The sequence below is a fragment of the Pelagibius sp. genome (assembly GCF_965227505.1).
Classification (GTDB): domain Bacteria; phylum Pseudomonadota; class Alphaproteobacteria; order Kiloniellales; family Kiloniellaceae; genus Pelagibius.
Genome location: NZ_OZ245757.1, coordinates 2,474,789 through 2,487,931, shown reverse-complemented (window position 1 = coordinate 2,487,931; position 13,143 = coordinate 2,474,789). Strand labels below are relative to the sequence as shown.

General features: G+C 66.1%; 13 protein-coding genes. 7 read left to right on the top strand and 6 right to left on the bottom strand.

What is annotated here, in order from left to right; translation table 11 throughout:
• The first annotated feature begins 2 nt into the window (after positions 1-2).
• Both ACO06P_RS11870 and ACO06P_RS11865 read left to right on the top strand, forming a co-directional pair.
• Entirely contained in the window at positions 3-584 is a 582-nt protein-coding gene (locus ACO06P_RS11870; RefSeq protein WP_420345455.1) for a nuclear transport factor 2 family protein, read from the top strand.
• Positions 585-678: 94 nt separating this feature from the next.
• Positions 679-1,578 (top strand): SDR family NAD(P)-dependent oxidoreductase, encoded by a 900-nt coding sequence (locus tag ACO06P_RS11865; protein ID WP_420345454.1) that lies wholly within the window; start codon positions 679-681, stop codon positions 1,576-1,578.
• A gap of 31 nt (positions 1,579-1,609) precedes the next feature.
• On the opposite strand, the gene ACO06P_RS11860 is transcribed toward ACO06P_RS11865, so the two are convergent.
• On the bottom strand, positions 1,610-2,563 hold the full coding sequence (locus tag ACO06P_RS11860; protein WP_420345453.1) for a GNAT family N-acetyltransferase: 954 nt from the start codon (positions 2,561-2,563) through the stop codon (positions 1,610-1,612).
• 51 nt (positions 2,564-2,614) lie between these two features.
• Here ACO06P_RS11860 and ACO06P_RS11855 point away from each other — a divergent pair, with 51 nt between their 5' ends.
• Positions 2,615-2,842 (top strand): hypothetical protein, encoded by a 228-nt coding sequence (locus ACO06P_RS11855; protein WP_420345452.1) that lies wholly within the window; start codon positions 2,615-2,617, stop codon positions 2,840-2,842.
• A gap of 81 nt (positions 2,843-2,923) precedes the next feature.
• On the top strand, positions 2,924-3,985 hold the full coding sequence (locus ACO06P_RS11850; protein WP_420345451.1) for an ABC transporter ATP-binding protein: 1,062 nt from the start codon (positions 2,924-2,926) through the stop codon (positions 3,983-3,985).
• A gap of 140 nt (positions 3,986-4,125) precedes the next feature.
• Here ACO06P_RS11850 and ACO06P_RS11845 read toward each other — a convergent pair whose 3' ends face one another.
• From ACO06P_RS11845 to ACO06P_RS11830, 4 genes are all read right to left on the bottom strand, one after another.
• Positions 4,126-5,901 (bottom strand): ABC transporter permease, encoded by a 1,776-nt coding sequence (locus ACO06P_RS11845; RefSeq protein WP_420345450.1) that lies wholly within the window; start codon positions 5,899-5,901, stop codon positions 4,126-4,128.
• On the bottom strand, positions 5,901-6,896 hold the full coding sequence (locus ACO06P_RS11840; RefSeq protein ID WP_420345449.1) for an ABC transporter substrate-binding protein: 996 nt from the start codon (positions 6,894-6,896) through the stop codon (positions 5,901-5,903). The genes ACO06P_RS11845 and ACO06P_RS11840 overlap by 1 nt, the downstream gene beginning before the upstream one ends.
• 194 nt (positions 6,897-7,090) lie before the next feature.
• On the bottom strand, positions 7,091-7,327 hold the full coding sequence (locus ACO06P_RS11835) for a hypothetical protein (protein WP_420345448.1): 237 nt from the start codon (positions 7,325-7,327) through the stop codon (positions 7,091-7,093).
• A 308-nt stretch (positions 7,328-7,635) separates the two neighbouring features.
• Entirely contained in the window at positions 7,636-7,935 is a 300-nt protein-coding gene (locus ACO06P_RS11830) for a helix-turn-helix domain-containing protein (protein ID WP_421938202.1), read from the bottom strand.
• Between the two features lie 930 nt (positions 7,936-8,865).
• On the opposite strand from ACO06P_RS11830, the gene ACO06P_RS11825 reads away from it, so the two are divergent.
• Positions 8,866-9,801, top strand: coding sequence for a GlxA family transcriptional regulator (locus ACO06P_RS11825; RefSeq protein WP_420345446.1), 936 nt, complete (start codon positions 8,866-8,868; stop codon positions 9,799-9,801).
• Positions 9,802-9,986: 185 nt separating this feature from the next.
• Entirely contained in the window at positions 9,987-10,406 is a 420-nt protein-coding gene (locus ACO06P_RS11820; RefSeq protein ID WP_420345445.1) for a hypothetical protein, read from the top strand.
• A 211-nt stretch (positions 10,407-10,617) separates the two neighbouring features.
• On the opposite strand, the gene ACO06P_RS11815 is transcribed toward ACO06P_RS11820, so the two are convergent.
• Positions 10,618-11,079, bottom strand: a complete 462-nt coding sequence (locus ACO06P_RS11815) for a hypothetical protein (protein WP_420345444.1) — start codon at positions 11,077-11,079, stop codon at positions 10,618-10,620.
• A gap of 332 nt (positions 11,080-11,411) precedes the next feature.
• On the opposite strand from ACO06P_RS11815, the gene ACO06P_RS11810 reads away from it, so the two are divergent.
• Positions 11,412-13,139 (top strand): putative bifunctional diguanylate cyclase/phosphodiesterase, encoded by a 1,728-nt coding sequence (locus tag ACO06P_RS11810; RefSeq protein WP_420345443.1) that lies wholly within the window; start codon positions 11,412-11,414, stop codon positions 13,137-13,139.
• Positions 13,140-13,143 lie beyond the last annotated feature (4 nt).

Below are 13,143 nucleotides of genomic sequence, written 5' to 3'. Positions count from 1 at the left end.
CGATGAAGACCCTTGCCCTCGCAGCCGCCCTTGCCGTGGCGCTGCCCTTCAGCGGCCCTTTTCAGACCGCGCAGGCCCAGATGGCGGCCCCGGTCCTTGCGGGCAGCCCCGTGACCGCCGAGACCCTGGTAGACCGGGCCGAGATGATCCGGATTGCCGATACCCTGGACGCCGCTGTCGACGCCAAGGACTGGGCCCTGGCCCGCAGTCTCTTTACCGATGAGATCGATGTCGACTTCACCTCGCTGGCGGGCGGCGAGCCGGCGACGATTCCCGCTGACGACCTGATCGCCGGCTGGTCCGCCAACCTGACGGCGGAGAAGGAGAGCTTTCACCTGCGCGGCAACCAACGCATCACCTTCACCGGCGCCGACACCGCCGTGATGCTCAGCCATGGCTATGCCTGGAACCGCATGGAACGCGGCGCCCTGCCGGAGAACGGCGGCAACCCGCTGTGGGAGGTCTGGGGCACCTACCTGCACGGCTTCGCGCGGGTGGACGGCGCTTGGAAGATCAGCGCCATGACCTTCACCGCGACTGCCGAACGCGGCAGCACCTTCGTGCGCAACACGCCCGGCAGTTAAGCCGGCAACATCCCCGGAGACGTTACAGCGAAGGCTTGAGCAGCAGCGGTTCCACGCTCGGCCTTTCTGTCCCCTGTTTGAAAGGACCCTCGCGATGACATCGGAAACCTCCGTCCCCCGCCGTTCCTTCCTCGCCCGCGGGGCGCTTGGCCTGGCCGCGACCGCAGCCACGGCGGCGGCCGCCTCGACGGCAAAGGCAAACGCACTGAACCCGCTTGCGGCGCCCGACCGTGCCGACCCGGAGGGCGCTTTCGCCGGCAAGGTGGTGGCGATCACCGGCGGCAACTCCGGCATCGGCGCGGCGACCGCCCATGCCTTTGCCATGGCCGGCGCGCAGGTCGTCATCACCGCGCGCCGCGATGCCCTGGGACAGCAGGTCGAAGCCGAGATCCGCGCCAAGGGCGGCGAGGCGACCTGGATGGTCACCGATGTGCGCGACCCCGCGCAGGTCGAAGCCTTCATCGCCGCCACCGTCTCCACCTACGGCCGGCTCGACGTGCTGTTCAACAACGCCGGTATCTTCATGACCCCGGGCCTGATCGAGGACATCGCGCTCGAGAACTTCGACGACATGCTGCGCACCAATACCTATGGCGTCTTCTACGGCATGAAGTACGCCATCCCGGTGATGAAGGCGCAGGGCAGCGGCGTGATCGTCAACATGGCCTCCGTCGCGGCCCATCGCGGCTTTCCCAACACCGCCCACTACAATGCCTCGAAACACGCCGTGGCCGGCCTGACCAAGGCCGGCGCCCAACTGGCCAAGGACAACATCCGGGTGGTGTCGATCTCGCCCCTTGCGGTGGACACGCCGATGCTGCGCGAAAGCTTCGACTACCAGGGCTTTACCTACGAAGCGGCCGCGCCGACCTTCGTGACGCCGCGCATCATGGACCCGCATGAGATGGCCGAGGGGGTCATGTTCCTCGCCTCCGACGCGGCCACCGCCTTCAACGGCATGGACTTCGACGCCACCGGCGGGCAGCTCGCCTGACCCGCGTTTGGATGGCCGCTTAAAGGCCCGTCTACAGATACGTCCCCGCCAGCGTAAAGACGTCGCCGCCGAGGCCGAGCTTGAAGCGGGCGATGCCGGGCTGGCTTTCGGTGTTGACCCCGCCGAGGTCGAGCCAGCGGCAGTCGTCGGCCTTCAGCGTTTCGATGCCGCGCCAGAGTAGCAGGTTGTGGGCCTGCCCGGCGCGCCCGGCGTCGCTGGTCCAGGAGGCGAGGTAGGTGGCGGCGGCGCCGTGGCGCACCAGGATCACTCCGGCGACCAGGTCGCGGTCGCGGCGCGCCGTGAGGGCGATCACAGCATCGCGGTCGGCGCGCGCCAGGGCGGCGATGAAGTCGCCGTTGGGCCCGAGGAAGCGCTTCTTGCGGCGGAAGCGGTCGTAGAGCAGCAGCATCTGGTTGAGGCGGCGCGGGTGGTCGACCGCCTCCACCGTGATCCCGGATTTCTCTGCCTGCTGCAGGGCGTTGCGCCACTTCCCGTGGAGCTTTGCGCGCAGGGTCTCCAGCGGCGGGTCGAGGTCGAGCCAGACCGAGCTGTAGCCGGTCACTACCGGGCGCAGGCCCAGGGCCCGCAGCATGGCATCGCTGCGGGCGTCCTGCGGCAGCTCCGCCAGCCACAGCAGGAAGTCGCCGAAGCGGCGCCGGCGATAATGATCGGCGACCGCCGCGCAGACCTGAGATGCGCGCGGGTCCTGCAACGGGTCGATGAGCCAGACCGGCCCGCGCATCACCCGCGTAAAGCGGACGAGCGCCCGGTGGCGGCAAAAGCTCTGGACCAGGGCCAGGGGCTCACCGCCCGCGGCCACGAGGCCGCGCTCCACCGTAAGCCCATGTTCGCTTTCGACGGCCTGGCCGTAGGCCCAGGCCTGTTCCAGGCTGGATTTGCCGGCCGCGCGAAACAGCGCCTCCCAGCGCGCGCGCGCACAGGGCTCCCAGGCGACTTCCGTGGCGGTGTCCGGAACGGCGACCATGGGCGCAGTCTCCCGGTTTTCTCCGCGCGCGACAACGCTTAGTCTGCGGCCATGGCAGAGCCTTCCACCGAGTCGTCCGGGTCGCCCGGGCCGGCCGTTCCCGAAATCCGCGGCCACCGCATTCCCAAGCGCCGCTTTACCGGCTGGGCGCTCTACTACTTCCTGCTCTACGTCGGGTTGCCGGTCCTCGTTCTCGGCCTGCTGGTCGACGCCGTTCTATACTTCGTTTTCACCGGTCTCCTTGGCCGCTGCTACGCGCTCTTCTGCCTGTTTCTCTGAAGCGTCATTTGACCGCAGCGGCGGCGGCAGGCTAAGCCAGGGCCGTCTTTGCGTTGTAACAAACCCGCCACCCAGGGAACCATGGTCGCCCTCACGATCTCCTCCGTCTCCAAGCGCTTCGGCGAGACCCGCGCGGTGGACGCCGTCAGCCTCGATGTGGCTGACGGCGAGTTCCTGGCGGTGCTGGGCCCCTCCGGCTGCGGCAAGACCACCCTGTTGCGCCTGATCGCCGGCTTCGAGCGGCTGGACGCGGGCAGCATCCATCTGGGCGACCTGCTGGCCTCCTCCGATGCCCATCACCTGGCCACCGAAGATCGGCGCATTGGCATCGTCTTCCAGTCCTACGCGCTCTGGCCGCATATGAGCGTTGCCGGCAATGTCGGCTACCCTTTGCGCGTTCAGAAGGTGCGCGGCAGCGACTACGACCGCCGCGTTGCCGCGGCGCTGGAGACTGTGGGCCTGAAGGGCCTGGAGGAGCGGCGTCCGGCGGAGCTTTCCGGCGGCCAGCGCCAGCGGGTGGCCTTGGCGCGCTGCCTGGTGATGGAGCCGCGCATCGTGCTGCTGGACGAACCCCTGGCCAACCTCGATGTCCATCTCCGCGCGGCGATGGAAGAAGAGTTTGCCGCCTTCCACGCCAAGACCGGCGCCACCATGGTCTACATCACCCACGATCAGGCGGAGGCCATGACCCTGGCCGACCGCATCGCGGTGATGCACGACGGGCGCCTCGCCCAGCTTGCCGCGCCGCGGGACCTCTACCGCAAGCCGCAGAACGATATGGTGGCGGACTTCATCGGTCAGGGCAGCATCGTGCCGGCCGAGGTCTCCTCCCTGCTGCGCGAGGGGCGCTGCGCCGCCACCGTCCTGGGGCGCGACTTCGTGCTGCGCTGTGCGCCGGACCAGCAGCAGGGGCCGGCCAGGGTCTGCCTGCGGCCGGAGGATCTGGTTCTCACGCCGGAGGGCGCCATCCGTGGACGGGCGCTCAAGGTCACTTACAAGGGCGGCGTGACGGCGGTGGAGGTGGCGCCGGAAGCCGATCCGGCGGCGCGGTTGCAGCTCACCTTGCCGGACGACAGCGCGCCGGCCCGGGGCGACGCGGTGCGCCTCACCTTGCAGGACGGCTGGGTGATCCCGGCCAGTTGATTGACAACGTGCTTCGAGACGACCGCTGCACGGTCTCCTCAGCATGAGGTCAATCAGTTTGGGTGTTCACCCTCACCCTGAGGAGATCCGAAGGATCGTCTCGAAGGGTGCGTTTAGTGATCGACCTTCGCGGTTTTCGGTTAGGCCTCCCAGGGCAGCACGCCGCGGGGCAGGCGCTTGGCGAGGCTGCCGGCCAGCAGCATCAGCCCCAGCACCACCGCGACCACCATCACCGCGACGGCGGAAGCCATGGAGGAACTGCCGCTTTCGTCGAGGAAGAAGATGATGACGCCGATGGTCTCGGCGCCGGAGGAGGTGAGCAGGGCGGAGACCTGGATCTCATTGAAGGCGGTGAGGAAGACCAGCAGCCCGCCGGCTGCGGCCACCGGTGCGGTCAGCGGCAGCACGATGGTGGCCAGGCGCCGGAAAAAGCCGGCCCCGGCCATCTGCCCCGCCTCTTCCAGCGTGCGGTCGAGCTGGTAGAAGCCGCTGATCACCGGGCGCAGGCCGAGGGTGAGGAAGCGCGCCAGATAGGCGGCGAAGATGATCCACAGCGTGCCATAGAGCGAGACGCCGAGCAGCGGGATCGGCTTCAGGAACACCAGGATGGCGGCGATGGCCAGCACCGCCCCGGGCAGGGCATAGGGCAGTTCTGCCAGACCGTTCAGCACCCGCAGCAGGACTGTGCGGCGCCAGACGATGAAGTAGGCCAGCGGCACCGCCAGCGCGATCAGCAGCACCGCCGTTGCGCCCGCCAGCATGAAGCTGTTTACAAAGCCGCGCGCCGTGGCGTCGTGGCTGAGGACGGCATCGGCATAGTGGCGCAGCGTGAAGGTCTCGGGCGAAAGCGACAGCCCGTAGGCTTTCACCAGGGAGGCAGCCAGGAGGGCGGCCAGGGGCAGCACCAGGATGAAGACGATGATCAGCCAGCACAGGGCCTCCACCAGCCGGCGCCGGGACCCCAGTTCGTAGAACAGCGGTTGCGAGGGGGCGCCGATGGTGCGGTAGTCGCGCCGCCGCAGCAACCAGGCCTGCAGGCCGAAGCCCGCGGCGGCGATCACGCTGACCAGCACCGAGAGCACGGCGATCTGGCTGATGATGTCCGGCCCGAAATCGGAGAGCCGCTGGTAGATCAGGGTCGGCAGCACGGAGTAGCGCGCCGGGATGCCCAGCATGGCCGGAATGCCGAAGTTGCCGACGGCGGAGACGAAGGCGAGCGCCGTGCCGGCGACCAGCGAGGGCATCATCAGCGGCAGCACGATGGTCTGGAAGACCTGCCGGCCGGAGGCGCCGCTGGCCCGCGCGGCCTCCACCATTTCCTTGGGCATGGCGCGCAGCCCCGCGCGCAGGGCAAGGAAGACCAGCGGGGCGTGCTGAATGCCGAGCAGCAGGATGATGCCTTCGCGGGAATAGAGCGGATGGGGCGTGCCGAGCGGCGGGGCCAGGCCCAGCATGTTCAGCAGGCTGCTGGAGGGACCGAAGACCTGGATCCACGACAGCGCGGTCACCTGCGGCGGGATCATCATCGGCAGCATGAAGCAGAACACCAGCGCCGCCTTGCCGCGGATGTCGGTGAGCGCGACGAGGAAGGCAAAGAAGCTGCCGAGCAGCAGGCTGATGATCGTGCCGCCGAGGGAGACCTCGATGCTGTGCCAGGTCGCGCGCCAGGTGGAGCGGCGCGCCAGCACTTCTTCGATGGTTGCCAGGGAAGGCGTGCCGCCGGGGGCGATGGCCTCCCACAAAAGCCGCGCCAGAGGCAGCACGGCGATCAGGCCGACGAAGAGCACGAGGAAGGCGAGCAGCGCCTGCTCGCCGGTTCCGCGCCAGAGGCGGGAAGACCTGTCTGCGCCGGGACCTGCCTTATCGGGGCCGGCGCCCGGGCTTCGGGCCAGGGCGCCGGCCTCCGAAGGCGACATTACTCGCCGAACAGTTCGGTGAACTTCATCCGCGCGGTCTTGTCCGTCTCGATCGCCTGATCGGCGTCAAAGCCGATCAGCTTGATCTCGGACTGCGCGGGGAAGCCCGGCGGCGGTGCGACGGTCGGATGGGCGGGCAGGAAGCCTTGCGCCGCCGCCAGCGTCTGGCCCTCTTCCGAAAGGATGAAGTCGACGAAGGCCTGGGAGGCCGGGACGTTCTTGGACGTCGAGAGGATGGCCACCGGCTCGGTCACCGCGCTCACCCCTTCCTCGGGGAAGACGAAGTCGACCGGCGAGCCTTCCAGCTTGTTGCGGATGGCCAGGAAGTCGATGACGATGCCGTAAAGCTTTTCGCCGCTGGCAACCGCCTTGAAGGTGCCGCCGTTGCCGCCCTTGGGCGTGATGTCGTTGCCGGCAAGGCCTTCGTAGTAATCCCAGCCCAGGCCCGGTGCATTCACGACACTGTGCATGTGGTTGAGCGCGGCGCCGGAGTAGAGCGGGCTCGGCATCGCGACCAGACCCTTGGCCTCGGCGGCCAGCAGGTCGCTCCAGGACTTCGGCTTCATCGGCGCGGCGGTGTTGTAGACGATGCCGGTGGTGATCAGCTTGGTGCCGAAGTAGGTCATGTCGGCATCGTAGAGCGCCTTGTCGTAGGGGCCGACCGCGGCCTCCTTGTAGGGCAGCAGGCGCCCTTCCTTCTTCAACTGGCCCATGTTGATGATGTCGGCGATCAGCAGGACATCGGGCTTGATCTCGCCGGCGGAGATCTCCGCACGCAGGATGTTCATCAGCTTCGAGGTGCCGTTGCGGGTCCACTCCACTTCGACATCCGGATACTTGGCCTTGAAGGCATCGACCGTCTGCTGGGCGTCCTTCTCAAGCTGGGAGGTATAGACGACCAGCTTGCCCGAGACGGCCAGGGCGGAAGAGTTGGGAAGGAAGACGGCGAGCGCGGCAAGCAGCAGGCCGGCAGCAGCATAACGAAGCGATGGCATCGTGGGAGCCTCCGGTGGAAATGTCGGGAAGTGAACTCAGGCGCGCTCGAGGGCCGAATGCCGGGGCCCGACCGCAGAACGCCGGAGAGTAGTCCCGCCCCGTGATTGAAAGGTTACAGAAGTATGACGGCTTCATGAAGCCAGATCTGACAAGGTAAGCGCAGGCGCCGGCTGCCTGTTGCTTCCCGGCCCGCTTAGCCTTTCGCCGCCTTCACGGGCGACTCCGCCTCGACTGTGCGGCGGCCCGCAGGGGTCAGGGCGACCGAATGGACCCCGGGGCTGACCTCGGTGATGGTGAGCCAGCCCTTGGCGCGGCACTCGCGCAGGGTGCGCCAGAGAATGGTTTCCGCCGTCTGTTCCGTGACGCCAATCTCGCCGGACATGCGCAGAAGTTCCAGCACCAGCTGCTGTTGCGGAAGCAGGAAAGACACTTTGCGATCCGGTCTAGGGTTTTGGGCCAGTCTAAGGCTTTGGTTCGGACAGAGGCTGCGGCGCTTGGTGCGGCCAAGCCCCGAAGCTTCGAGCCGTCACGGCTTCGGTTCAAGGCCTTTTATGCGCAACCGGCTGTTGTTGCGCGGCGCTGATCGCTCCGGCGCGGGAGCGCTTCGCATGGCCATGCCGCGCGGGGTTCCGGTCGCGCATCGCCGACGCCCAGGCGCCCGGCGGGAAGCGGGGCCGCAGAACGGGACTGCCGGGCCTGTGGCCGGGCAGTCCTCGCTCAAAGCCGTTGGCCGACCCTTTAGTGGGTCCGTCCGTCCGCCAGGACGCGGCACAGCTGGCTCACGGCCTCCTGATGGCGGTCGTTCGAGATACGGGTAAAGTTCCGTGCCAGGTCAAGGCACATCCGCTGACGCTCGTTCAGGCGCCCGTCTTCGCTGTTCAGGCCCTCGTAGAAGAACCCGATATCGACACCGAGCACCTTGGCGATCTCGAACAGCCGGCCGGCCGAGACGCGGTTGATGCCGCGCTCGTACTTGTGGGCCTGCTGGTAGGTTACGCCGATCATCTCGGCAAGCTGCTGCTGGGTCAGTCCCAGCATGGTACGCCGCTCGCGGATACGTTGACCGACGAACTTCTCAACGCTTTGGATGTTAGCAGATACAGTTTCCACTCGATTTCACCATTTTGCTGTGATTCCTGCCCAACCTTAAGTAAGAATCTAATCGATACGGCAATATCGAATAATCACTTTATGAAGTAAATATGGCAAGAGTTTTTTCGCGAGGACACTTTTAAAACTCTGGCGGAACAGCCTTCACGAGCCGTTCCGGCACAGCGTCCCTCTGCGCAGATGGCGTCTCTAAAATACCGAAAGATAATTCATTTTCTGCGCCGCGCGCCCGTTGTGGCGCCGCAATAGTCGCAGGGCGCCGGCCGGCGCCCATCAATCAATGGGCATCCTGACCTTATAATATTCAACTTAGGGCCGCAAAATTGCCATGCAACCCTAACTCACAGACTTTTTTAGTGGCGGCGGCTGCCCGGAGTGTCGCTTTGACGCTTCGGTGATCGCAGCGAGACCGCATCAACCTCTCGTACAAGATGAATCTATCGTCATCTGGGCGGCTCTACGCCAGGGTCAAAATAGGGACGCCCCGGCAGGGTTCGACACCCGCCCCGGCGCGCCGGCCCCTCGAAGCGCCGCTGGAAACCTTCCTGCGGCGCTGGTGCTGCGGCTGCAAGGACGGCGCAACGACTGTCGGTTCCCGTGCGCTGATTTCCCAACTGCGGAGGCGCCAGCCGCCCATCGCGGGCAGCTTTCCCCTTGGGGCCTTCGGGCGTGGCGGTGCACGGCTTCGGAGCGTGTGTCGAGCCCATTGTCCGGCGGCAGGTTGTGGGTATGCTGTCGGCGATACGGGGCTTCGCGGGGGGCGGAGCCCGGTCGGGGAGAGGCCATAGAACCGTGGACGTCAAGCGCAGCGGCGAAACGCAGCAGACCTTTGCCTTCTTTTTGTTGCCAGGTTTTTCGATGCTGGCATTCAGCTGCGCGGTGGAACCGCTGCGCGTGGCGAATCGCCTGACGGGCACGCCTTACTACGACTGGCAGATCGTTACGGAGGACGGCGGGCCGGCCCCGGCCTCCGACAGGCTGCGCATGTTGCCGGACTGCGCGCTCGATGCCTGCCAGTCGCCGGACTACTTCATCGTGGTCGGCGGCATGGACATTCACCGCTTTCGGGAGTCGCCGGGCATATCCGCGCTGCGCCGCCTGGAACGCAGCGGCAGCCGTGTCGGCGCGCTCTCGACCGGCAGCTACCTTCTGGCCTGGGCCGGTCTCTTGCAGGGCTACCGCTGCACGGTGCATTGGGAGAACCTGGACGCTTTCCGCGAGGACTTCCCCGAACTGGACATCACCGGCGAACTCTTCGAGGTCGACCGGGGCCGTCTGACGTGCTCCGGCGGGACGGCCTCGCTGGATATGATGCTGAGCCTGATCGGCGACCGCCTGGGCCGCGACCTCGCGACCCGGGTCGCCGAACAGTTCATTCACGAACGCATCCGCGAGACCCACGATCATCAGCGCATGAGCCTTCAGGGGCGCCTGGGGATCAGTCACCCGAAGCTGCTTCAGGTCGTGGAACTCATGGAGGACAACCTGGAGGAGCCGCTGTCCCGGGCCGAGCTGGCCCGCCGGGCCGCGCTCTCCAACCGTCAGCTCGAGCGCCTGTTCCGCAAGTACCTGGCCCGCACGCCGACCCGCTATTACTTGGAACTGCGCCTCTACCGGGCGCGCACCCTTTTGAAGCAGACGGCCATGTCGATCCTCAACGTCGCGCTGGCCTGCGGTTTCGTCTCCGCCTCCCACTTCTCCAAGTGCTACCGCGAGTTCTTCAACAAGATGCCGCGCGAGGAGCGGCAGAGCCGCGACCAGCCCCTCGGCGTCGCGGAAGAGGACGGGCGATAAGGCAGGGCAGTCGAACAGGCGAGACAGTCGGGCAGGCGAGACAGTCGGGGCGTTCGCTCCCGATGCCGGGGGCAGGTACCGGCAATTGAATTAACTCTGCGAAGAATGCTCCTTTTAAGAGAATCTTTGCGTGCCCGGGCGCAGTCTGCGGGCACTGGCGCCCTTCGCCGTCCGGGAGGTCCCTCATGAACAGGCTGCTGATCAAAATCGTGCTGATCCCGCTGGGTTTCGCCGGGTTCTTTTTCTATATGCAGGTCGACCGCGCCACCAACTATGAAGAGACGATGGCGCGGGTGACCAAGGTCGAGGCACTCTGCTACATGACGAAGCGCGAGCGCGGCGTTCTCTCAAAGACCACGACGACGACCGATCACGGTCCCTGTGCCTCCATGAAGCGAATTCATGAGACCCATCCGGCCTATAAGGACTACAGGCTGGTGAAGGTCACCTATGTCGAATACCGCTATCGCTCGCCCGCCGACGGCAAGATCCACCGCGGCAAGCACGAGCAGGTGAAGCACCCTGACGGCAAGGCCGTGAAGTCGGGCGATACGCTTCTGGTACTGGCCCACAAGACGAATGCCGAAAAGACGCAGAGATTCTGAAGCCGGCCTGCGCCCGACCCCTGAGTACTCGGCCCCCTTGAGTAGTCGGCCCCCTGAGTACTCCACCCGTGACTACTCGACTCCTGTGTAAAGGGCAGCCATGCGATTGGCAGTCAAAGCCCCGCTACAGGCGCACCGAAGGGAAGGCGTAACGCAGGAGAAGGCGTAACGCAGGGGACCGGGCCGGTCCGTCAAAGCCGCACAAGGGCCCTTAGACGGCGAAGCGCACCAGCGTTGCGTTCTCGGGCATGAATTCCGGCTCGCCGCCGGCCTTGCGATAGAGGTCGCTGCCCATCAGGGCGCCGTCGCGATGCTGCGAGAGGGGGCTCTGGGCTGCAGTCGCCGGCGCCCGTTCGGCCAGCGCCTGCTGGCCCAGGACCTGGACCATGAAAGGCATGGACGACAGGCGGGAGAAGCCGACGAGGCGGCCCTTGACCGGCTCCTGCGCAGCCGCGGCCCGATCGCGCCCTGCCGTGCCGTTCCGCCCCTCCCCGGCGCGCTGCTCCACCAGGGCCCGCGCGGCGGCCTCCTCGCTGCCGGAGCGCGGCGGCGTGGTTCTGGTCACAGCCTCGACCGGCTGCCGGGGCCCGGACCCCTGGCCGGCAGCGCCGGACGGCGCCAACGGCTTGGCGCCGGGCGCGGGCAGCAGCAGCATCTTGGGAACACCGGTCATCGGGCCTGGATCCAGCTCGGTCCTTTCATCCTCGTCTACAATAGATGCATCTTATGAAAAATTTATCAAGCATTGATTCTAGTTTGGTTTATACATTAACCAATAAAATTATCTATAAAACCCCGATACCTAAACGAACTGATCTATATTTACTAAGCTTATACCAAGCTTGTGTGAAAATTCACAACAAACCCTCCTCTAATGTTCATGTTTCTTTAAGGGGGCACTGACAGATTCGTTGAAGTCGGGTGCCAGATGGCGCCTTCAGGGCCGGGGACGATTGCGCCAGCATTGAGGTGCGATGGTTCAGCTTCAGGTAGGAGAGCTGCGGCGTGATCGATGCCACGAACGAGGACGACACAGGAATGGAACTCGGGCGCCTGCGAGCGGCGATCCGGGCGTCCGGCGATGTCGTCTACGATTGGGATCTGGCAACCGATCGGATCGTCTTCGGCGGCGACGTAGAGGCGCTTTTCGAGAGCAACGACCTGCCGGTGCCGCGCAGCGGCGAAGAGCTGCAGCTGCGGGTCAGTCCGGAGGACATTCCCCGCCGACGCCGTCTGCTGTCGGATCATTTCGCCGGCTCCACGAACTACGATTGCGAGTTCCGCATCCGCACCGGCCAGGGCGACTTCCAGTGGCTGCACGACCGCGGCAGTGTGCAGTACTCGCCGGCCGGCGTTCCGGCGCGCATGACCGGTGTGATCCGCCTGATCACCCTGCGCAAGCGCCACGAAGAACGCCTCCAGTATCTCGCCAACTTCGATGACCTGACGGGCCACTACAACAAACTGCGGATGCGCGAAGCGCTGGAGCACGCACTCACCCAGTCGCAGCGTTTCGGGCAGCCCGGCGTCTATATCGTCATCGGTATCGACTATCTCGACCGCATCAACACAGGGTATGGCTATGAGGTCGGCGACGCCGTGCTGATCGAGCTTGGCCGCCGCCTGGACGATTGCCTGCGCGCCGCCGACGTGATCGGCCGGCCCAGTGGCGACTGCTTCGGCGCCTTGCTGTCCGTTTGCAGCAAGGACAAGGCCCGGGCCGCCGCAGAGCGCATTCTGCAGCGCATGCGCGAGAACCCCGTGGTGGTCGCTGGCGAGCGGATCCATGTTACCGTTTCCATCGGCGCGGTGGCCTTCTGCCGGGAGAGCAAGACCGCGGTCGACACCATGACCAAAGCGGAAAGCGCCCTGCAGCAGGCCAAGGCCGCCGGCCGCGACTGCCTGCGGTTCTATGAGTTGAGCGAAGCGCAACGCCTGGACTACCGCGCCAGCATGGATGTCGGCGAAGAAGTGCAGGAGGCTCTGCACGACGGCCGCATCGCGCTGTCCTACCAGCCGGTTGTCGATGCGCAGTCCCATGCGGTTCGTTACTTCGAATGCCTGGTGCGCATGTACGACAGGTCGGGCGCCCTGGTTCCCGCCGCCGAGTTCATCCCCGCGATCGAGCAGCTTGGATTGATGCGCACCATCGACAATCGGGTGCGCGATCTGGCGCTTGCCGCCTTGGAGCGCTATCCCGATGTCCGGCTGGCGATCAACATCTCCGGCCTGACGGCGACGGAGCGGTCGTGGCAGCGCGGCCTGATCGCCCGCCTCAAGGGGCGGCGCGAGCTGGCCTCACGCCTGGTCGTCGAAATCACGGAGACCGCGGCGCTGATGGATATCGACGAAACATCCCGTTTCGTCGCCTCCCTCAGGACGCTGGGCTGCGAGGTCGCGCTGGACGACTTCGGCTCCGGCTTCACCACCTTCCACCACCTGCGCGCCCTGACCGTCGACGTGGTGAAGATCGACGGCTCCTTTATCCGCGACATCACCACGGACAAGGAAAATCAGATCTTCATCCGCAATCTCCTGGCTCTGGCCCAGACTCTGGGCGTGGCCACGGTTGCCGAATGCGTGGAGACCCGGGAGGATGCCGACTACCTTTCAGCGGAGGGTGTCGACCTGCTTCAAGGCTACTACTTCGGCCGGCCCGATGTTGATGAGCGCCTGCTGCGCCTGCAGCAGGGCGATGCCGCGCCGATAGGCGCTCTGGCCGTCGGGGATTGAGGCC

Bases quoted from the DNA above. Each gene is read 5' to 3' on its own strand.
- ACO06P_RS11870 (WP_420345455.1), top strand. From the start codon at position 3: ATGAAGACCCTTGCCCTCGCAGCCGCCCTTGCCGTGGCGCTGCCCTTC.
- ACO06P_RS11865 (WP_420345454.1), top strand. From the start codon at position 679: ATGACATCGGAAACCTCCGTCCCCCGCCGTTCCTTCCTCGCCCGCGGG.
- ACO06P_RS11860 (WP_420345453.1), bottom strand. From the start codon at position 2,563: ATGGTCGCCGTTCCGGACACCGCCACGGAAGTCGCCTGGGAGCCCTGT.
- ACO06P_RS11855 (WP_420345452.1), top strand. From the start codon at position 2,615: ATGGCAGAGCCTTCCACCGAGTCGTCCGGGTCGCCCGGGCCGGCCGTT.
- ACO06P_RS11850 (WP_420345451.1), top strand. From the start codon at position 2,924: ATGGTCGCCCTCACGATCTCCTCCGTCTCCAAGCGCTTCGGCGAGACC.
- ACO06P_RS11845 (WP_420345450.1), bottom strand. From the start codon at position 5,901: ATGTCGCCTTCGGAGGCCGGCGCCCTGGCCCGAAGCCCGGGCGCCGGC.
- ACO06P_RS11840 (WP_420345449.1), bottom strand. From the start codon at position 6,896: ATGCCATCGCTTCGTTATGCTGCTGCCGGCCTGCTGCTTGCCGCGCTC.
- ACO06P_RS11830 (WP_421938202.1), bottom strand. From the start codon at position 7,935: ATGCTGGGACTGACCCAGCAGCAGCTTGCCGAGATGATCGGCGTAACC.
- ACO06P_RS11825 (WP_420345446.1), top strand. From the start codon at position 8,866: ATGCTGGCATTCAGCTGCGCGGTGGAACCGCTGCGCGTGGCGAATCGC.
- ACO06P_RS11820 (WP_420345445.1), top strand. From the start codon at position 9,987: ATGAACAGGCTGCTGATCAAAATCGTGCTGATCCCGCTGGGTTTCGCC.
- ACO06P_RS11815 (WP_420345444.1), bottom strand. From the start codon at position 11,079: ATGACCGGTGTTCCCAAGATGCTGCTGCTGCCCGCGCCCGGCGCCAAG.